The sequence below is a fragment of the Micromonospora sp. DT231 genome, assembly GCF_049847025.1.
Classification (GTDB): domain Bacteria; phylum Actinomycetota; class Actinomycetes; order Mycobacteriales; family Micromonosporaceae; genus Micromonospora.
Window position 1 is genome coordinate 584,034 of the sequence record NZ_JBNCNO010000004.1, and the last position, 19,217, is coordinate 603,250.

A 19,217-nucleotide genomic window follows, 5' to 3' on the forward strand; every position below is an offset into this window, starting at 1 on the left:
CCGCCCAGGCGGGCACGTTGCCCGCCTGGGCGGCCCAGGATCCGGTCGTATCCGCCGCCGGCGGGATGGCTGTCACCTCAGGTGGGCGGAAAGCGGGATGTTCTGCGCCCGGAGGGCGGTGGCGATCAGGCCGGCGATCTGTCTGGCGCCGGCGGCCTCGAAGTGGGTGTGGTCGTTGCAGAAGAACGCACCGACCGCCCCCGTCGAGTAGTTGCCGTTGTTCGGGCACAGCCTGAGCGTGTTGTAGAGCGCCACGCTCTTCGCGTGCAGGTCGATGACCGGTACGCCGTTCGCGGCGGCCGCAGCCGTCGTCTCGGCGACGAAACCGCGATTGCCGACGGCGGTGCTGCCGCTGCAGGTGATTGCCGCGACCGGCGTGACGAAGATCGGCTTCACACCTCTGGCCTTGGCAGCCGTCGCCATGACGCCGAGCAGTTCCTTGAAGCGGTTGGTGCCGACGTGTCGCGGGCAGGCCGAGTCACCGTCGTTGATGCCGAACTGGATGATCAGATAGTCACCGGACTTGAAGCCGCTGTCGGTGTTCAGCATCGCCGACCACCGGGCGCTGTAGGCGGTCGAGCTGAGCGTGCACTCGCCGGCCGAGTTCTTGGTGGAGGTCACATTGCCCTCGTACAGCCACGTCTGGATGCTGCGACCGCCGACGGCGCTGTTCTGCACGGTGACGTCCGACGTGAGATAGGACGCGAACTGGCTGCCCCAGCCGATCGGACAGGAACTGGCATTCATCATCGTGGAGTCGCCGGCCATCCACACTTTGATCGGCGCGGGTGCCGGCGACGTGGAAGGGGTCGGCGACGGCGTGCTCGGGCTGGGGCACGGCGTTGCCGTCGGCGTTGGTGTCGACGTCGGTGTTTGCGTTGGCGTTGGCGTTGGAGTCGACGTTGGCGTCGGCGTCGGCGCGGTGGGGGTCGCTGCCGGTGGGCCGGCGCACGTGGTGCCGTTGAACGAGAACGACGACGGCACCGGGTTGCTGCCGCTCCACGAGCCGGTGAAGCCGAAGCTGACAGATGCGCCAGAGCCGACGGCGCCGTTGTAGCTCACGTTTGTGGCGGTCACCGCCGTGCCGGTGACCGTGACGGCGGCGTTCCACGCCTGCGTCACGCCCTGCCCGGGGGCGAGGCTCCACTGCACGGCCCAGTTGGTCACCGCGTCACCGAGGTTTGTGACGACGACGTCGGCTCCGAACCCGCCGGCCCACTGGCTGGTGACCCGGTAGGTGACACCGCATGCCGGGGTGGCGGCCTGGGCGGTGGCGATGCCGAGCCCGCTGGCCGCGACGGTCAGGACCGTTGCCGCCAAAACCACAAGACGCGATCGGCGAACCTTCATCGGGTACTCCTGCCTTGATCGGAGACGCTCGGCATCACGTGGCGACGGCGCACGGGGAGCCGTTGAGGGCGAAACCTGTCGCTCCGCCCAGCGGGCTGTCGGTGACGAATCCGAAGCTCGTCGAACCGGCGGCCGGGATCACCGCGTTCCAGGAGGCGTTCACCGCCGTGGCCGCGGCGCCGGACTGGGTGACTGTGGCGTTCCAGGACTGTGTGATCCGCTGGCTGCCGGGCAGGGACCAGGTGAGTGTCCAACCGTCGACGGGGACGGTCGAGGTGTTGCCGAGTGTCACGTCGAACTGGGCGCCCGTACCCCAGTCACCGGTCTTGCGGTAGGTGACCGCGCAGGCCCCGGCCCCAGGAGTGGGCGGCGCGGTCGTGGGCGGCGCGGTCGTGGGCGGCGTAGTCGTGGGAGGCGTAGTCGTGGGAGGCGTAGTCGTGGGCGGCGCGGTCGTGGGGGCCGGGGTCGTGGTCAGTCGTGCGCTGAGGATCGGGGCCAGCCTGTCGGTGATGGCCTGGTGACCCGCGTCGTTCGGGTGCACCGAGTCGCTCAGACCGCCGGACGGCAGCCAGCCGGTGGTGTCCAGGTAGAACACGTCGGCGTCACCCGCCGCGTTGCGTGCCCGCACCGCGGCCTCCGTCTCCGCCGCATAGCGACCGATGAACGTCCGCATCGCGAAGAGCTTGGCGTTCGGAAACCTGGCCCGGATCCTCGTGAGGAAGGTCGTGTACGTCGCCTGGAAGGCCGCGGGGCTCACACCGTGGCTCTTGTCGTTGGTCCCCAGGTTGATCACCACGCCGTCGGCCGTGTAGCGGGAGAAGTCCCACTGGTCGGTGCCGACCTGGCCACCGGACGACATCCAGTAGCGGGTCGTCTGCGCCCAGCACCCATCGGTCGTCTCGGCCAGACACATGCCACCGATCGCGATCTGGGTGTGGTCGTAGCCGAGCCTCTCACCGACCTTGAAGCCGTAGTCCGTCACGGCAAGCTGACTGCTCGTGGCGCCCGCGGTGATCGAGTCACCGACGAACTCGACGAGCTTGGGGCGGGGCGGCGGCTTGAACGTGCCCGCGCCCGAATCCAGGACCAGTCCCTGGAAGACCGCGTCTCCGGTGTAGGAGCCGGCCACCTGCCGGTAACTGACGATCAGCGTGTGGTTGCCGGCCGCCAACGCGGTCGGCGTCAGGTTGATCGTGCCGGAACCGGTGAAGGACGTGAACGCCCTACCGTCGATGCTGGCCCACAGCTGGATGGTGTTGCGCTGCCGGAGCTTCACCGTCTTGCCGGTGAACCCGACCCGCAGGTACGCGCCGGCCCAGTAGGGCACGTAGGCCGAGGCGTTCGCCTTGTTCCACCGGCCGACGAAGCTGATGTTCGAGTCGGTCGGGGTGCCGTCGCCGACCGCTGCCTGGGCGCTGAGGGCCGGCAGACCTGCGGCGAGCACCCCGGCGGCGACCGCGATGAGGGCCGCGGTACGCGTCCTCGCCAGTGCGTGCCGGATTGTCCCGAGTCGGGTGCGCGGGCGGACGAGAGGCTGACTGTGTTCGAAGGACCGGATCTTCGTCATCGGATCGGGTTCCAGCCGTCGTTACCCGCCAGGTAGGCGGTGGGGGTGTACTGGGTGGCGGTGGCGGCGCTCAGCTGGGGCCGGTTGGCGTTGATGCCCGCGCCGGCGCCGGTGCTGCCGTACTCCGCGAAGCGGGCGTTCCTCCACGAGAAGCCGGACATGTCGGTCCAGGGATCGGTGCGGATGTGCGCGCCCATCGCGACGCCCCGGTAGAGGACCTGGCCACGGGCGTTGACGTCGCCGCTGGGGTGCCAGGGGCGGCCCAGATAGACGGTCCTGGCGGGAGCGTTGCTGGTCAGCGTGGTACCCCAGAACAGGAAGCCGAACCTGTTTTTGATGTCGGTGGCCGCAGCGGTGACGTAGCCGTTGTTCGACGACGAGCCCCGGGTGAGCGAGTGCACGGTGCCGTTCTGGAAGACCATGGTGCCCCGCCCGAAGACGAAGTCGACGTCGCCCTCTACGTAGGAGTTGCGAACGTAGAGACGCCGGACCGAGCTGACACTGGGTGCGTTGACCAGCAGGGTGTCCTGGTTGCCGAGGATGCGGACGTTGTCGAACTGCACCCGGTCGCCGGAGGTGTTGACGGCGACGGCCTGCTCGGCGTCGAGGGTGTTGGCGGCTTCGTTGAAGTCGTTCGCCATGGTCAGATTCTTGATCGTGGTGTCGTTGGCGTTGACGAAGACCGAGGCACTGCCGGACGTGCCGTACGTGCCGCCACCGGGCTTGGTCTGGCCGGACGCGTGCCCCTCGACGATCACCACCTGGGTCGCGGAGCCGCCGGCGCCGGCCAACGTGAGATAGGGCTTGTTGGCGGGGATGGTGACCACGCCCCGGTAGGTGCCGGGTTTGATGCTGATGGTGACCGGAACGCCGTTGTTCGCCGCGACACTGTCGACCGCCGCCTGCACCGTCGTGTAGGTGCCGCTGCCGTCGGCGGCCACGGTGATGGTCGCGGAGGCGGACGCGGCGGAAACCATCGAGACCGTGGCGGCGAGAGCGCACACCGTCACCACCGCCACCGAGCGCGCGCGACGAATCCAGCCGGATGTGGTCATAAGCGTCCTCCGATTCCACGGGGGCCCTCCGCCGAAGGTCATGCCGACTGGCAGACGACGACGTAAGTTAACGCTAACATCGATGGTTGGAAATATAAACGGAATGAACGGCCCAACCGAACGGAACGGTGCTACTCGTCCTCTTCCGGGTCCTGGTTGGCCTCCGCGCCCAGCACGAACGCCTGCATGGCCAGCTCGTCGTCGGACGGCGAGACGAAGGCGGGCAGCTCACGCGGGCCCAACTCCTGCACGTACGACCAGAACAGCCGGACCGCCTCGGCTCGCGTGCCGGCCTCGATCGGCAGGTCGAGGCTGACCAGCCAGGTGCGCCGCGCCGGGGGCGGGCCGAGCTGGTCGGCCAGCGCCCGGAAGGCCGCCGGCTCCAGCGCGGTGATCGGCCCGTCGAGCGTCAGCAGGTCGGCCGGCACCGGCTCGTCGAAGGCCCGCCGGGTGTACGCCACGACGACAGTTCCCGGCTCGACCGGGGACTGCGGGTCGTCCGGGTCTTCGCGGTGACGCTGACCCGGGGCGCGGACCCGACCGAGCGCGACCAGCCGCGGCGGCGCGTCGACAAGCACCGCCACCTGGTCTCCCGGACCCGGGCGGGTGCTGTCGGCCAGGCCGGTCAGCTCCAGCGTGTCGTGGTGCACGAGCCGCTCGGCCTCGTACCGCTCGGCGGGCAGCAGCACGGCCCAGGTGCCCACGCCGTCGGCACGGCCGGATCCCCCGGCCCGGTACGCGGTCTCGGTCGTCATGCCTGCCATCCCATCACGTCGCCGGTGCGAGGGTGACGTGACAGCCGACGATGTGATCGTCGACCATGCCGGTGGCCTGCATCAGCGCGTACGCGGTGGTCGGGCCGACGAACCGGAAGCCGCGCTTCTTGAGCGCCTTGGCCATCGCCGTCGACTCCGCGGTGATCGGTGCCAGCTCGGCGAACGAGGCGGGGCGGGCCGCTCGGGGCTCCGGGGCGAAGGACCAGAGCAGCGCGGACAGCCCTTCCGGCACCTCCAGAGCGGCGCGGGCATTGGCGATCGCCGCCTCGATCTTGGCCCGGTTGCGGACGATGCCGGCGTCGGCGAGCAGCCGGGTCACGTCGGCGTCGGAGTATCCGGCGACGGTGGGGATGTGGAACTCGTCGAAGGCCAGCCGGAACGCCGGGCGTTTGCGCAGGATGGTCAGCCAGGACAACCCGGACTGGAACGCCTCCAGCGTCATCCGCTCGTAGAGCGCGTCGTCGCCGCGCAGCGGGCGACCCCACTCGGTGTCGTGGTAGATGGCGTAGTCGGGGGTGCTCGACCCCCAGGCGCAGCGAGGCAGCCCGTCGGCACCGATCACCAGGTCAGTCACGTCGTACACGCTAGGGCATCGCTCCGACACCCCACCGCGGTCAGGGCAGCCGGCCCTGCTCGACCAGTCGGGCGAACCTCTTCAGCGCCTGGGTGAGGCCGAGCTTGGAGCCCGGCCAGAGCACCGGCCACGCCAGTCGACCGGCCCGGCCGCCCGGCAGGTGGAACCACTCGTGCCAGACGACCTGGGTGCGGTCCCGGTCCAGTTGGGTGCAGCGCAGCACGCCGGGGCCGCGCAGCAGTTGGCCGTAGTGCACCACGCCGATCTCGTACGGTTCGTCGACCCGGACCACCCGCATCTCGTCGCGCAGCACGGCCCGACCGAGCGCGGTCACCGCCTCGATGCGGCTGCCCTCGCGCCCGTCGCCCTCGACCACGCGCACCCGGGTGAACGGGATCCAGTCGGACTGACGTTCCCAGGCGAGCAGGGCGGCGAAGACCCGCTCGGCGGGAGCGTCGACGATCACGGTGGCGGTGACCTCACCGGCACCGGGTTGGGCGGCCTCACGAAGATCGTCAGCGCCGCCCGTGCCGGTCACACCGACTCCGACCGAACCGTCTTGCCGTGCTGGCCGGTGCCGTCGGCGGGCGCGCCGTCGGTCTGCTCAGGGTCGGCCGCCGTAGCACCGGACGGCACGACGGCCGACGCCACACCGTCGGAATCGGCGGGTGACGAGGTGGCGGCGGGCTCCGGACCCGCGCTTGTCGAGCCGACCGGTGCGGCCCCGGCCTCGGCCGCGTCGGACTCGGCCGCGTCGGACTTCACCGCGTCGGACTCGGTCGCGTCGGACTGCGCCGCGTCGGCGGTCGTCGCCCTGCTGGCGGACTGTTCGCGGGCGTCGCGCAGCACGTCCGCGTCGTCGGTGCGGCCCTCACGCAACGCGGTGACCTCCGCCTCCAGCACGCCGATCAGCTCGGACTTGTAGCCGATGTCGTAGGCGGCACGGCGCATCGCCTGATCGACCTGAGCCATCCGGTACCCGCGCAACGCGGTGTCGAAACGGACCGCGCCCACGTCGGACTCGCGCAGTGGCCGGGTGCCGGGCAGTGCCACGGCCTGCGAATCCGGCTCGGCGGGCACCAGACCGGGATCACGGCCGCTGACCAGCACCGTCACGCCGAATATCACCGCCGCGACCGTCAACGCCACGACCAGGAGGAGCAGAAGCTGACCCATGTACTGATCGTGGCACGGCAGCCGGCCGGGAGCGACCCCGCCACCCGTCCCGATCACGATCCGTACCGAAGCCGCCCGGAGTCGCGGCCGGACCAGCGACTAGCGTCGGGGTCGGCCGACGCGGCAGCGACGGCAGACTCTCAGGAGGCGGGCATGGCCGGGGCGCTTCGGCTGGGCGGGCGCACGTTCGCCCCCGACGAGCTGGTGGTGATGGCGATCGTCAACCGCACCCCGGACTCGTTCTTCGACCGAGGGGCCACCTACGCCGCCGACAGTGCTCTGCGCGCGGTGGAGCGGGCCGTCGCCGACGGTGCGGCGATCATCGACATCGGCGGGGTCAAGGCCGGCCCCGGCGCGGAGGTGGACGTCGTCGAGGAGATCCGCCGCACGGTGGACACCATCGCCGCCGTCCGGGCCGCGTTCCCCACGGTGGTGATCTCGATCGACACCTGGCGCGCCGAGGTGGCGACGGAGGCCGTGGCAGCCGGCGCCGACCTGCTCAACGACACCTGGTCGGGCGCCGACCCGACCCTGGCCCGGGTGGCCGCACGGACCGGCGCGGGCCTGGTCTGCTCGCACGCCGGCGGCCTGGTCCCACGGACCCGGCCGCACCGGGCCGCCTTCACCGACGTGGTCACCGACGTGGTCGCGACGGTGACCGGGCTCGCCGAGCGAGCGGTGGCGGCCGGGGTACGCCCCGACGGCATCCTCATCGACCCGGCACACGACTTCGGCAAGAACACCAGGCACTCCCTGGAGATCACCCGCCGACTGGGCGAGCTGGCCGACACCGGCTGGCCGGTGCTGGTGGCGCTCTCCAACAAGGACTTCATCGGTGAGTCGCTGGACCTGCCGGTGCCCGAACGGCTGGAGGGCACGCTCGCCGCGACGGCGGTCTCGGCCTGGCTGGGCGCCCGGGTGTTCCGGGCCCACCAGGTCGGCCCGACCCGGCGGGTGCTGGACATGGTGGCCTCGATCCGGGGCGACCGCCCACCGTCGGCGACCCGCCGCGGCCTCGCCTGACCGGTCGTCGCCGGGAGCGACCGACAACGGTCGGGCGGACCGGGCCGATCGCCGGAGGTGGCGACGTTCAGGTCCAGCGGAGGATGTTCCTGCGCCAGGCGTAGAGGATGCCGAGCGCGAGCACCGCCACGAACACCGCCATCTCCACCACCGTCACCAGGCCGAAGCCCGGCCGGTCGAAGACCACCGCCCAGGGGAAGAGGAACACCGCCTCGACCGCGAACAGCACGTAGAGGTACGCGTAGACGTAGTAGCGGATCTGCATCTGTGCCCAGTCGGCGCCGACCGGGTCGAGCCCGCACTCGTAGCTGGCCCGCTTGCCCGGCGGGTCGGCCGGACGTGCGGGGCGTAACACCCGGTTGGCCGAGAACGCCGTAACAAAGAACAGAACGCTGGCGAGCAGCAAGAGCCCGAGCGTCGCGTACGAGCCCAGGTATCCGGTCACAGTCGGGAGCCTACCGTCCGCCCGTGCGGGCCATCCCAAACACGTTACGGATTTGTTTCCCGATGGGACTAGTGCGCCGGGGCAACTGTTACCGACCATTGGACACCCACCCATGCACCGGAGGACAGATGGCCCGCCTGAAGGCATCGCCCGGTACGCGGGCGGAGGGGCGGCACCCCAGGTCCCTGCTGGCGACCTCGCTCGTACTCGGTCTGTTCGCGGCGCTCGCCGTGGGGCCGGCCTGGGCCAGCGCGGCGACGCCGGAGGCCGGCCCGGTCGTGACGATGACCGACCCGGTCAGCGAACCCGGGGGTGACCCCGGGTCCAGCCCGACGGACGAGCCGCCCCCGACCGAGGAGCCGGGTGCTTCGCCGGAGCCGAGCAACCCGGCGCCGGAGACCACCGCGCCGCCGCCGCAGACGCAGCCGCCGGCGCCGGAGACCACCGCGCCGGACGTGCCGCCGGCACCGAGCAACAACGCGCCCGCGCCGGGCGGAGCACCCACCGCGGCACCCCCGGCCCCTCCGGCGCCCCCGGTGCTGCCGGCGCCCCCGGTCCCGCCGGTCCGCCCGCCTGCCCCGGGTCCGGAGGCGCCGCCGGCGAATCCGCTCGGTGTGCAGGTCACGACCCAGGACGTCACGCTCTCCAAGGCGTACTGGAACGCGGCCAGCACCGCCACCACCCTGCAGGTCACGGTCCACAACACCGGCACGACGACGCAACGGATCCGCCTCTCGTACACGCTGCCGCTCGGACTGACCGACGCGGGGACGAAGGGCTGCGCCGCCGCCGGCGGCGGTACGTACCACTGTGGGGCCTGGACGGCCGGAGCCGGCGTCCGGTTCAGCGCTGTGCTCCGCCTGCGGGTCGACGGCACCGCGTGGCAGAAGATGCCCCTCGCCGGCTCCGTCCAGGTCGTGGCGGACGCGCCGGGGATGCCCGGGGAGGCGGTCGACGACCAGGGCTTCGCGGTGCTCTTCCCGCCCGGCCCCCCGGTGCCCGGGATCACGCTCGCCGCCGACGAGGTCGCCTTCGACATCAGCGGCTCCGCCAGCACCCTCACGCTCCGGCTGGGCAACACCGGCGCGGTGGACGCCGCCGGCCGGGTCGAGGTCGTCCTGCCGAGCGGGGTGACAGTCTCGACCCCACCGGCCGGCTGCGTGTCGGTCGACCCGACCCGGACCCGCTGCGACGCGGGCACGGTCGCGGCGGGCCGGACCGCCGAGTTGCGGCTGCCGGTGGAGGCGACGCCGCAGGCGCAGCGGGAGGCGCCGCTGTCCGGTGCCGTGATCGGCCAACTCGACCCGCGCAGCGGCACGACCCGGCAGATGCAGATGAGTTTCCGGATCACCGCGGCGGCCGCGCTGGCCACGCCCGTGGTCTCACCGCCCGCGCCGACCGGCTCCCAGGGCGTGCTGCCCGGGGGTGCCGCCGCCGACGACGACGAGGGGATGACCTCGGTGCGGCGTACGGCGATCATCCTGATCGTGGTCTCCGCGCTGCTTGTGGTGTTGGCTCTCACGCTTGCCACCATCTCGCTGCGGCGTCGGTTCTCCGGCCCGGCGCCCGAACCGGCGTCCCACCCCGCCGACTGACCGACGAGCGACCCCCGGACCGCGTGTGTCCGGGGGTCGGCGGAGCGGATCTGTGGTGATCTGAATTACGGCGGCCGGGGCATAAGCGCGCAAAAACGGGCAATTCCGTGCCCAGTTCGGTCCCAGTCGGCGGACCTCCGGCGCTGGTTAGGGCTCCCTTAGACGTAGGCTCTCAGATGAGGTACGACAGCGGCCGGACCAGCCTGGGGCGGTGCGGTGAAACGTTGCGTCGAGGAGGTTCCGTGGCCGGGCAAGGCGAGGTTTTGCGAGCCCCGCAGTCGCGAACGAAGGTGGCAGAGTGACCAAGCAGATCCGTCAACTCGACCGGGTGGTCATCCGGTTCGCCGGTGACTCCGGCGACGGCATGCAGCTGACCGGCGACCGGTTCACCTCGGAGACGGCGCAGCTCGGCAACGACATCTCGACGCTGCCAAACTTCCCCGCCGAGATCCGCGCTCCCGCCGGCACCCTGCCCGGCGTGTCGAGCTTCCAGGTGCACTTCGCCGACTACGACATCCTCACCCCGGGCGACGCGCCGAACGTGCTGGTGGCGATGAACCCGGCGGCGCTCAAGGCCAACCTGGCCGACCTGCCGCGCGGCGCGGACATCATCGTCAACACCGACGAGTTCACCAAGCGCAACCTCGCCAAGGTCGGCTACCAGGCCAGCCCGTTGGACGACGACTCGCTGGCCGGCTACGTCGTGCACCCGGTGGCGCTGACCTCGATGACCGTCGGCGCGCTTACCGACTACCAGGTGTCCAAGAAGGACGCCGAGCGGTCGAAGAACATGTTCGCCCTCGGCCTGCTCTCCTGGATGTACTCGCGGCCCTACGAGTCGACGCTGCGCTTCCTGGAGCGCAAGTTCGCGTCCCGTCCGGAGCTGGTCGCCGCGAACGTCGCCGCCTTCCGGGCCGGCTGGAACTTCGGCGAGACGACCGAGGACTTCGCGGTCCGCTACGAGGTCAAGCCGGCGAAGATGAAGCCGGGCACCTACCGCAACATCACCGGCAACGCGGCGCTCTCGTTGGGTCTGGTCGCCGCCGGGGTCCGCTCCGGGCTGCCGGTGTTCCTCGGCGCGTACCCGATCACGCCCGCGTCGGACATCCTGCACGAGCTGAGCAAGCACAAGCGCTTCGGCGTCACCACGGTGCAGGCCGAGGACGAGATCGCCGCGGTCGGCGCGGCGCTCGGCGCGTCGTACGGCGGGGCGCTCGGTGTGACCACCACAAGCGGCCCCGGCGTGGCGCTCAAGAGCGAGACGATCTCCCTCGCGGTGGCGCTGGAGCTGCCCCTGGTGATCGTGGACGTGCAGCGCGCCGGCCCGTCGACGGGCATGCCGACCAAGACCGAGCAGGCCGACCTCAACATGGCGCTCTACGGCCGGCACGGCGAGGCGCCCGTCGCGGTGATCGCGCCCCGGTCACCGTCGGACTGCTTCTTCGCGGCGCTGGAGGCGGCCCGGATCGCGCTCACCTACCGCACCCCGGTGATCCTGCTGTCCGACAACTACGTCGCCAACGGCTCCGAGCCGTGGCTGCTGCCCGACGTCGAGTCGCTGCCCGACCTGCGGGTCGAGTTCGCCACCGAGCCCAACGGCGAGGACGGCACCACCTTCCTGCCCTACCTGCGTGATCCGGAGACCCTGGCCCGGCCGTGGGCGATCCCCGGCACGGCCGGACTGGAGCACCGGATCGGCGGGCTGGAGAAGGCCGACAAGACCGGAGACATCTCCTACGACCCGGCCAACCACGATTTCATGGTGCGCACCCGCGCCGCCCGGATCGAGGCGATACCGGTGCCGGACATCGAGGTGGAGGACCCGGACGGCGACGCCCGGGTGCTGGTCCTCGGCTGGGGCTCGACGTACGGGCCGATCGGCGCGGCGTGCCGGGGGGTGCGCCAGCGCGGGCTGTCCATCGCCCAGGCGCACCTGCGGCACCTGGCGCCGATGCCGGCCAATCTCGGTGCGGTGCTGCGCGCGTACGACAAGGTGGTCATCCCGGAGATGAATCTGGGCCAGCTCGCCCACGTCATCCGGGCCCGCTACCTGGTCGACGCGATCAGCTACAACCAGGTCCGCGGCCTGCCGTTCACGGCCGCCGAGCTGGAGACGACGCTGGAAGAGGTCCTGAAGAATGTCTGAGCCCGTCGCCCTCAAGCTCACCGCGAAGGACTTCAAGTCCGACCAGGAGGTGCGCTGGTGCCCCGGCTGCGGTGACTACGCGATCCTCGCCGCCATCCAGCAGTTCATGCCGGAGCTGAACATCCCCCGCGAGCGGACCGTCTTCGTCTCCGGGATCGGCTGCTCGTCGCGCTTCCCGTACTACATGAACACCTACGGGATGCACTCGATCCACGGGCGCGCCCCGGCGATCGCGACCGGCCTGTCGGTGTCCCGGCCGGACCTGTCGGTCTGGGTGGTCACCGGCGACGGCGACGCGCTCTCCATCGGTGGCAACCACCTGATCCACGCGTTGCGGCGCAACGTCAACCTCAAGATCCTGCTGTTCAACAACCGGATCTACGGTCTGACCAAGGGCCAGTACTCGCCGACGTCCGAGGTCGGCAAGGTCACGAAGTCGACCCCGGCCGGCTCGGCGGATGCCCCGTTCAACCCGCTCTCGCTCGCGCTCGGAGCGGAGGCCAGCTTCGTCGGCCGGACCATCGACTCCGACCGCAAGCACCTCCAGTCGGTGCTGCGGGCCGCCGCCGAGCACGAGGGTTCGGCGTTCGTGGAGATCTACCAGAACTGCAACATCTTCAACGACGGGGCGTTCGAGCAGCTCAAGGACCCGTCCACCCGGGACGACTACCTGATCCGCCTGGAGCACGGCCAGCCGATCACCTTCGGTGCCGACGGGCAGTTCTGCGTGGTGCACCCGCCGGGCGCCTTCGGTCTGGAGGTGCGGGAGACCAGCTCGGTCCGCCCGGAGGAGATCGTCGTGCACGACGCCACGGTGGCCGATCCGGCGTACGCCTTCGCGCTGTCCCGGCTGCCCGGGCTGGACCTGCGCAACACTCCGATCGGGGTGTTCCGCTCGGTGGACCGACCGTCCTACGACAGTGTGGTGCAGGGTCAACTCGCGGCCGCCCAGGCGACGGTCACCGAGACTCCCGAGCAGCAGCTCGCCGGCCTCCTGGCCAGCGGCGACACCTGGACGATCCTCTGATCCGACAGTGTTGACGAGAGCGGCCGTCCCCGATCCGGGGGCGGCCGCTCTCGTCGTACCGGCGGTGCCTCAGCGCTGGGCGGAGGCCGGCGTCCAGAGGTTGTCGATCTCCTTCTCGGTCGCCGTCAGGCTCGCCTCGTGCAGCGGGATCAGCTCGGCCATCGCCGGCACCGAGGGTGCCAGGGTCAACTCGGTGCTGATGAAGCGCGGCTCCAGGCCGGTCATCGACAGGCCGTGCGGGAGCCACTGCTCCGCGTGGTCCCAGCCATGGCGCGGGGTGCCCTCCCCGTAGCCGCCGCCCCGGGTGGCCAGCACCACGAACTCCCGGCCGCCGAGCAGGCCCTCCTGCGTCGTCGGGTCGTAGGTGAGGCCGGCGACGATCAGGTGGTCGACCCAGGACTTGACGCTGCTGGGCGCGCCGTAGTTGTAGAGCGGCAGGCCGAGCAGCACCACGTCGGCCTGCTTCACCTCGTCGACGAGCCGCTCGCTGAGCTCCCAGGATTCGCGCTGGGCCGGGGTGTGCTGGTCCGGCGGTGTCATCCGGGCCAGGCCGCCCGCCGCGTCGAGGTGCGGCAGCGGTTCCGCGCCGAGGTCCCGGTAGGTCACCGTGCCGTCCGGGTGGGCCGCACGCCACGTGGCGACCGCGCGGGCGGTGAGCCGACGGCTGATCGACCAGTCGCCCCGAATGCTTGAGTCGATATGCAGCAGATGCATTATTCCTCCTCCAAGGATCGTCTGTGCAGCACCAACTATTTATAGCAGGCCGATGTTCCGTCCGGTCGGTAGACTGGGTCACATGTCCGCCCTGCCGCCCGCCCCCTCGGAGCACCGCTCGGGTGCCCTCCTGGACCATCTGGCGCGGCGGATGCGGCTGCGGTCGGAGTCGGTGCTGGCGCCGCTGGGCCTGCGGCCGCGGCATCTGGTCGCGCTCACCGTGCTGCGAGCCGGCGGTGGCACCAGCCAGCAGGCGCTCGCCGCCATCCTGGAAATGGACAGCACGAACATCGTCGGGCTGCTGAACGACCTGGAAGCGGAGCAACTCGTCGAGCGCCGCCGCTCCCCCGAGGACCGCCGCCGGCACGTCGTCGACCTCACCGAAGACGGTGCGAAACGCCTCAGCGAGGCCGAATGCGCCCTCGCCGGAGCCGAGGACGAGGTGCTGGGAGCGCTGGCGCCCAGCGAGCGGGAGACGCTCTACGAGCTGCTCCGGCGGGCCTCCGCCACGACGCCGGTCAGCTGCACCGAGGCGATCTGCACCGGCGACGAGACCTTCTGAGCCACGCCTCTACCGCCCGCTCACGACGGGACGGTCAGGCGGTCGTCGCCGACTGCGGACGGTCGTCCCGGACGTGCACGAGCATGTCGCCGGTCTCGATCACCGCACCGGCCCGGTCGGCCAGGGTGACCACCTTGCCCCGCCGCACCAGGGCGATCACCAAGGACTCCAGCTCGCGCGGCGAGCGACCCACCTCGTCCCGCTCCGCCGAGCGCATCGCCAGCGCCATGCCCTGACCCGGAGTGAGCAGATCCTCCACCACGTCGATGAGCGGCGGGGCCGAGGTGGACAGGCCGAGCAGCCGACCCGCGGTGGCCGACGAGACGATCACATGGTGCGCGCCACTCTGCTTGAGCAGCGGGGCGTTCTCCGCCTCCCGCGCCGCGGCGATGATGCGGACCTGTCCGGCGGTGAGCTGCCGTACGGTCAGCGCGACAAGGACCGACGCGTCGTCACTGTCGGTCGCGATGATCACGGCCTTGGCGTTCTTGACGTGTGCCTCGTTCAGCACCGACGAGCGGGTCGCCGAGCCCTCGATCGCCACCAGACCGGCGGAGGTCGCCTGCCGCAGGGCGGCGGCGCTGCGCTCCACCACCACGATCCGCGACCGATCCAGACCGTTCTCCAGCAGGGCGGAGACCGCGCTGCGCCCCTTGGTGCCGTAGCCGCAGATGATGACGTGGTCCTTCACGGCTCTCCTCCACCGCGACAGGCGACGGCCGGTCCGGTACTGCTCGGTCAGAACTTCCAGGGTGGTGCCGACCAGGATGATAAGGAAGATCACTCGGGCCGGGGTGATGAAGAGGACGTTTACCAGTCGGGCCGACGGCGCGGCCGGGGTGATGTCCCCGTAACCGGTGGTCGAGAGCGACACGACCGCGTAGTAGAAGCAGTCGAGCAGGGTGAGGCCGTCCTCGTTGACGTCGCGGTAGCCCTCGCGGCCCAGATAGACGGCGGCGACCACGGCGAAGACCAGGCCCAGCGCGGCGGCGAGCCGAAGGCTCAGCGCGCTCAGTGGGCCCCGGCGCTGCGCGGGAAAATGGATCACCGTCGAACCTGCCCCGCCACCGTCGCCTGCACGAGCACAACATAGCGGGTACGCCGGCCCCGGCACGTCCGGGTTGCGCAGCGGGCACAGGTCTCCCGCGGAGCCGTACCGCTCCTGGGCGCGCGACCGGGAGAGGATGGGTCGGCCCGGAAGGCCGGGGACGGGCATGATGAGGGTGTTCCCGACGACGACCGCGAAAGTGAGGCCGGCATGTCGTTGCTGCGACGAGTCATCGGCGGAGTGCTCCGCCGACTGCGCCAGAGCCAGGGCCGCACGCTGCGCGAGGTGGCCGCCACCGCCGGAGTCTCCGTGCCCTACCTGTCCGAGGTGGAGCGGGGCCGCAAGGAAGCCTCCTCCGAGGTGCTCGCGGCGATCTGCCGGGCGCTCGGCATCCGCCTGTCCGACCTGTTGGAGGAGGCCCGCGACGACCTGCGCCGGGTCGAGCCCCGCATCCCGGCCGCACCCCGGGCGCAACTCACCCGGACCGAACGGGCCGAGGTCGCCCGACACGACGCGGGTCAGCACACCCTCCGGACGAGCAGGCCGGTCCTGCACCGGGCGCCCGGGGCGAGCGGCCCGACCCTCTGCGTCGGGGCGATGGCCTCCGCTGGCGGCTCGCGCCCCGGTCCGCGTACCGCCGCTCTGCGGGGTTGCGCGTGGGTCCGGGCGGGCGCGCGGCGGCTGACCGCCGCGTAGGCCGCGCCGGTTCTGCCGTCGGCGAATCTGCCACCCGCAGAATCACTGGGCCAGCGACTGCCGTCGCCCGCACGCTGAAGGGGCCGGTCCACCGGGCGGTCCCACCGCTCGCCGGCGTGGTGGAAGGCGGCGGCATGATCTCCCACGGGGTACGGATGCTGGACGGCGCGCAGCCGTCCTTCGGCGACCAGGTGTTCGAGCGGCTGCTGCGGGAACGGATCGTCTTCCTCGGCACCGAGGTGACCGAGGAGTCGGCCAACCAGCTCTCTGCGCAGATCCTGCTGCTCGCCGCCGAGGACGCCGATCGGGACATCTTCCTCTACATCAACTCGCCGGGCGGGTCGGTGAGCGCGGGGATGGCGGTCTACGACACGATGCGCTACGTCCGCAACGACGTGGCCACGCTGGCGCTCGGGCTCGCCGGCTCGATGGGGCAGTTCCTGCTCTGTGCGGGCGCCGCCGGCAAGCGGTACGCGCTGCCGCACTCGCGGATCATGATGCACCAGCCCTCCGGCGGAATCGGCGGCACCGCCTCGGACATCACCATTCAGGCCGAGAACATGCTGCACGTGAAGCGGACGATGCAGGAGTTGACCGCCGAGCACAGTGGACGGACTCTCGACGAGATCCAGCAGGACTGGGACCGGGACCGGTGGTTCACCGCCGAACAGGCCCGGGACTACGGCCTCATCGATCAAGTGATCACCCGAGCCCAGCAACTGCCGACGCCGGTCTGATCCGCCCTGGCCTGCTGGCGCCGCCACCACTGGCGAAAATCGGGTAGCGGCCGCCTATTAGGGTCACGTCTATGCGCCGACTGATTCCCACCCTATCGATAGCCCTCGCCGTCGCCCTCGTCGGCGGCTGCGGCACCAAGTCCGACGACTCCGCGGCGCCCGGCGCCTCGGCCGCCCCGGCACCGTCCAAAGTCGAACCGGTCGCGGCCGTCAAGCAGGGCATGGACCGCAGCCTCGCGGGCACGCTCAGCATGCAAGCCTCCGTCAAGGCCGGCAACCAGTCGATCACCCTCGGCGGAAAGATGGACCCCGTCGCCAAGGCGATCCAGATCAGTGGCAAGGCCCCGGAACCGATCGAGGTCCGGCTGATCGGCAACACCGCCTACATCAAGTCGGAGTCGATGGAGGGCGAGAAGCCCTGGATGAAGATCGACCTCGGCAAGCTCAAGCCGACGAGCACGCTGCGTCAGTCGTTCGACCTCAAGTCGCAGACCGGCCTCGTCGGTGGCACCGTGTCCGCCCAGGAGGTGGGCGGCGGCCGTTACACAGGCATCGCCGATCTCAACAAGGCCGCCGAGGCCGCCAGCACCGAGGCCGGAATGCGGGAGGGCCTCCAGTCGACCGCCAAGTTGGCGAAGGACCCGACGGCGGTTCCGTTCGAGGCGACCCTCGACGCCGACGGACGCCTCACCGCGCTCTCCTACACCATCGCCACGAAGTCGCTGGGTGACCTCGTCACCGAGATGAAGATGAGCGACTTCGGCAAGCCGGTCACGGTGGAAGCGCCACCCGCCGGCGAGACCGAGGCTGCCGCCGACGAGATGTACGCGTTCCTCTGACCGACCGACACATCGTCGGCGGCACAGGCGTGGGCTGCGGGTCTCCCGCAGCCCACGCTGCGTCTGACACACCACACGACCCGGCGTGGCACGCGCTGTGCCCCAGGTCACAGCACCTCGGGTAACAATTCACGGCACCGACCCGTCCTTGAGGCAGACAACCACAAGGGAGGGCACATGTTCGCCGCTTACGTCACGCTCACGATCCTCGCCTCGGTCTTCACCGGCATCGCCGCCGTCACCTACCTGATCGGCCACGACTACCCGAAGGCCCAGATCGACATGAAGCGCCTGCCACATTCGTGGATGCCCCGGTTGGGCCTGACGCTGGCGGCCGGCTCCCTGGGGCTGCTGGCCGGTTTCGCCGTACCGCTGGTGGGCACCCTCGCCGCCGCTGGCCTCGTGCTGTACTTCGTCGGCGCGCTCATCGCGCACCTGCGGGTGGGTTCCCGCCACCTGGTCGGGTGGGCCGTCTTCTTCACCACCACCGTTGCCACGCTGGCGGTGAACCTGGCCTACCACTGGTGATCCGTGCCGGCAGACCTTCTCGTGGTTGCCTCGTCGTCGGCTGCCGATCGGGCCCGGCGGCGAGGTGGCAGGCACCTCAGGCCAGTCGGTGGACGGCGTCGTTACTCGGCGAGGAACGCCGTCAGGGTCCGGAGAAACTCGTCGGGGACGGCCTCGTGGACCATGTGACCGGCCGTGATCGTCGTCAGCCGCGCGTCGGCCAGGCGTTCGGCGAGTTCGACGAGATGCTCCTGGGGGATGGAACTCGCCGGGCCGCCACCGATGATCAGCGTGGGTGCCGTGATCTGGGCGACGATCTCGGCCCAGCCCGGATCCGGATCGTCGATCTCCGGTCGGATCTGCTCCACCAAGTGCCAGTCGAAGGGTAGGTCCCCCGCGGGACGCTCGGGGAGTCCGGGCGGGCGTGGGTGCAGATATCCGATGTCCTCGAGCACGAGCCTGCGGACGCTGTCCCGCCGTTCGGCGGCCACCCGGCAGGCCACCAGGCCGCCGAGGGAATGGCCGACCAGGTCCACCGTTCCGAGATCCAACCGCTCCAGGACACCGACGACGTCGTGCGTCAACAGTTCCAGGCTGTAGCTGCCGGGCCAGTCGCTGGCACCGTGACCCCGCAGGTCGACGGCGTACACCGTGCGCTCGGCGCGCAGACCGGAGGCGATCACGTCCCAGTCACGCGCGCTCCTGCCAAGGGCGTGCAGCAGCACGGCAGGCGTCCCGCTGCTGTCAACTGCGGACCACTCCCGCAGGGAGAGGTGCAGATCTCCGACCGCGACGTCCATCAACTCAGGCATGCCCCGAGCCTGACCAACAGTCGACCCGGAATTCAAGACATTCGTCCGTGGGCAGAAGAGCGGGCTCTCCCGCACCGGCTCGGGCGCGCATCAGAGCAGGCGCTTCAAGGCCTGGGTGAGTCCGTCGCCCTCTTACGCCAATTTGTCGGGCAACGGTTCCTCCCACAACGTCGGGCGCTGCTTCAGCCGCGCGGGACGGGAGCGCAACCGCGTCGTACCTGACGCGGCCCGCCGCTACGGCCCGGTCACCGGCCGCCTCTTGTCGATGACGGTACAGGCACCCTCGACGAGGGATCGACATCTTTAGATTGGATGCCGCGGATCTTCAGCAGTTATTGCACGGCACCAGCCCGCGTCGCCGGCCTCGCCTCGCCGCCGGGCACGGTTGCCACGAGCGTCGAGGGTGTCCGGATGGTCCGGACCCGAGCATCTGCCGACAGAAGACCCTGGCTGGCTTTTCGCTGGTCAAGACCTCGCGCTGGTGCCCCCGGCAGGATTCGAACCTGCGACACACGGTTTAGGAAACCGATGCTCTATCCCCTGAGCTACGGGGGCGCGAGGGCACAGT

General features: G+C 70.8%; 20 protein-coding genes and 1 tRNA gene. 9 read left to right on the forward strand and 12 right to left on the reverse strand.

The window, feature by feature from the left end; genetic code table 11:
* Positions 1–72: 72 nt before the first annotated feature.
* The 7 genes from ACPXBU_RS14130 to ACPXBU_RS14160 all read right to left on the reverse strand — a co-directional run bounded on the left by ACPXBU_RS14130 (position 73) and on the right by ACPXBU_RS14160 (position 6,498).
* The gene (locus ACPXBU_RS14130) at positions 73–1,350 is read right to left on the reverse strand and encodes a cellulose binding domain-containing protein (RefSeq protein WP_425758326.1); all 1,278 of its coding nucleotides are present in this window, start codon (positions 1,348–1,350) and stop codon (positions 73–75) included.
* Positions 1,351–1,384: 34 nt separating this feature from the next.
* Positions 1,385–2,917, reverse strand: a complete 1,533-nt coding sequence (locus ACPXBU_RS14135; RefSeq protein WP_425758327.1) for a cellulose binding domain-containing protein — start codon at positions 2,915–2,917, stop codon at positions 1,385–1,387.
* Entirely contained in the window at positions 2,914–3,972 is a 1,059-nt protein-coding gene (locus tag ACPXBU_RS14140; protein ID WP_425758328.1) for a pectinesterase family protein, read from the reverse strand. The genes ACPXBU_RS14135 and ACPXBU_RS14140 overlap by 4 nt, the downstream gene beginning before the upstream one ends.
* 131 nt (positions 3,973–4,103) lie before the next feature.
* Positions 4,104–4,727: a hypothetical protein gene (locus ACPXBU_RS14145; RefSeq protein WP_425758329.1), complete on the reverse strand. Its 624-nt coding sequence runs from the start codon at positions 4,725–4,727 to the stop codon at positions 4,104–4,106.
* A gap of 13 nt (positions 4,728–4,740) precedes the next feature.
* Positions 4,741–5,322, reverse strand: a complete 582-nt coding sequence (locus ACPXBU_RS14150) for a DNA-3-methyladenine glycosylase I (RefSeq protein WP_425758330.1) — start codon at positions 5,320–5,322, stop codon at positions 4,741–4,743.
* 40 nt (positions 5,323–5,362) lie between these two features.
* Positions 5,363–5,860: an SRPBCC family protein gene (locus tag ACPXBU_RS14155; protein ID WP_393366066.1), complete on the reverse strand. Its 498-nt coding sequence runs from the start codon at positions 5,858–5,860 to the stop codon at positions 5,363–5,365.
* A complete protein-coding gene (locus ACPXBU_RS14160; protein WP_425758331.1) occupies positions 5,857–6,498 on the reverse strand; it encodes a DivIVA domain-containing protein in 642 nt (213 codons plus the stop codon). The genes ACPXBU_RS14155 and ACPXBU_RS14160 overlap by 4 nt, the downstream gene beginning before the upstream one ends.
* Before the next feature lie 153 nt (positions 6,499–6,651).
* On the opposite strand from ACPXBU_RS14160, the gene folP reads away from it, so the two are divergent.
* The gene (folP, locus tag ACPXBU_RS14165; RefSeq protein ID WP_393366062.1) at positions 6,652–7,521 is read left to right on the forward strand and encodes a dihydropteroate synthase; all 870 of its coding nucleotides are present in this window, start codon (positions 6,652–6,654) and stop codon (positions 7,519–7,521) included.
* A gap of 67 nt (positions 7,522–7,588) precedes the next feature.
* Here folP and ndhC read toward each other — a convergent pair whose 3' ends face one another.
* Entirely contained in the window at positions 7,589–7,966 is a 378-nt protein-coding gene (ndhC, locus tag ACPXBU_RS14170; RefSeq protein ID WP_088986508.1) for an NADH-quinone oxidoreductase subunit A, read from the reverse strand.
* Between the two features lie 128 nt (positions 7,967–8,094).
* On the opposite strand from ndhC, the gene ACPXBU_RS14175 reads away from it, so the two are divergent.
* From ACPXBU_RS14175 to ACPXBU_RS14185, 3 genes are all read left to right on the forward strand, one after another.
* Positions 8,095–9,561: a hypothetical protein gene (locus tag ACPXBU_RS14175; RefSeq protein ID WP_425758332.1), complete on the forward strand. Its 1,467-nt coding sequence runs from the start codon at positions 8,095–8,097 to the stop codon at positions 9,559–9,561.
* A gap of 298 nt (positions 9,562–9,859) precedes the next feature.
* A complete protein-coding gene (locus tag ACPXBU_RS14180; RefSeq protein WP_393366059.1) occupies positions 9,860–11,707 on the forward strand; it encodes a 2-oxoacid:acceptor oxidoreductase subunit alpha in 1,848 nt (615 codons plus the stop codon).
* The gene (locus tag ACPXBU_RS14185; protein WP_425758333.1) at positions 11,700–12,734 is read left to right on the forward strand and encodes a 2-oxoacid:ferredoxin oxidoreductase subunit beta; all 1,035 of its coding nucleotides are present in this window, start codon (positions 11,700–11,702) and stop codon (positions 12,732–12,734) included. Before ACPXBU_RS14180 ends, ACPXBU_RS14185 begins: the two co-directional genes overlap by 8 nt.
* A 69-nt stretch (positions 12,735–12,803) precedes the next feature.
* On the opposite strand, the gene ACPXBU_RS14190 is transcribed toward ACPXBU_RS14185, so the two are convergent.
* Complete coding sequence (locus ACPXBU_RS14190; protein ID WP_425758334.1) at positions 12,804–13,448, reverse strand: FMN-dependent NADH-azoreductase; 645 nt, start codon at positions 13,446–13,448, stop codon at positions 12,804–12,806.
* Positions 13,449–13,530: 82 nt separating this feature from the next.
* Between ACPXBU_RS14190 and ACPXBU_RS14195 the strand changes: the two genes are divergently transcribed.
* The gene (locus tag ACPXBU_RS14195; RefSeq protein WP_393366053.1) at positions 13,531–14,010 is read left to right on the forward strand and encodes a MarR family winged helix-turn-helix transcriptional regulator; all 480 of its coding nucleotides are present in this window, start codon (positions 13,531–13,533) and stop codon (positions 14,008–14,010) included.
* Between the two features lie 34 nt (positions 14,011–14,044).
* Here the strand turns inward: ACPXBU_RS14195 and ACPXBU_RS14200 are convergent, their stop codons facing one another.
* Positions 14,045–15,058, reverse strand: a complete 1,014-nt coding sequence (locus tag ACPXBU_RS14200) for a potassium channel family protein (protein ID WP_393366052.1) — start codon at positions 15,056–15,058, stop codon at positions 14,045–14,047.
* 210 nt (positions 15,059–15,268) lie between these two features.
* Here ACPXBU_RS14200 and ACPXBU_RS14205 point away from each other — a divergent pair, with 210 nt between their 5' ends.
* From ACPXBU_RS14205 to ACPXBU_RS14220, 4 genes are all read left to right on the forward strand, one after another.
* Positions 15,269–15,754: a helix-turn-helix domain-containing protein gene (locus ACPXBU_RS14205; RefSeq protein WP_393366050.1), complete on the forward strand. Its 486-nt coding sequence runs from the start codon at positions 15,269–15,271 to the stop codon at positions 15,752–15,754.
* Between the two features lie 134 nt (positions 15,755–15,888).
* Positions 15,889–16,491 (forward strand): ATP-dependent Clp protease proteolytic subunit, encoded by a 603-nt coding sequence (locus tag ACPXBU_RS14210; RefSeq protein ID WP_393366048.1) that lies wholly within the window; start codon positions 15,889–15,891, stop codon positions 16,489–16,491.
* Positions 16,492–16,562: 71 nt separating this feature from the next.
* The gene (locus ACPXBU_RS14215) at positions 16,563–17,330 is read left to right on the forward strand and encodes a hypothetical protein (RefSeq protein ID WP_425758335.1); all 768 of its coding nucleotides are present in this window, start codon (positions 16,563–16,565) and stop codon (positions 17,328–17,330) included.
* 177 nt (positions 17,331–17,507) lie between these two features.
* The gene (locus ACPXBU_RS14220) at positions 17,508–17,858 is read left to right on the forward strand and encodes a DoxX family protein (RefSeq protein ID WP_393366045.1); all 351 of its coding nucleotides are present in this window, start codon (positions 17,508–17,510) and stop codon (positions 17,856–17,858) included.
* Between the two features lie 101 nt (positions 17,859–17,959).
* Here ACPXBU_RS14220 and ACPXBU_RS14225 read toward each other — a convergent pair whose 3' ends face one another.
* Positions 17,960–18,649 carry an alpha/beta fold hydrolase gene (locus ACPXBU_RS14225; protein WP_425758336.1) on the reverse strand — a complete coding sequence of 230 codons (690 nt, stop codon included), beginning with the start codon at positions 18,647–18,649 and terminating at the stop codon, positions 17,960–17,962.
* Positions 18,650–19,128: 479 nt separating this feature from the next.
* Positions 19,129–19,204: transfer RNA gene (locus tag ACPXBU_RS14230), tRNA-Arg, on the reverse strand.
* Positions 19,205–19,217 lie beyond the last annotated feature (13 nt).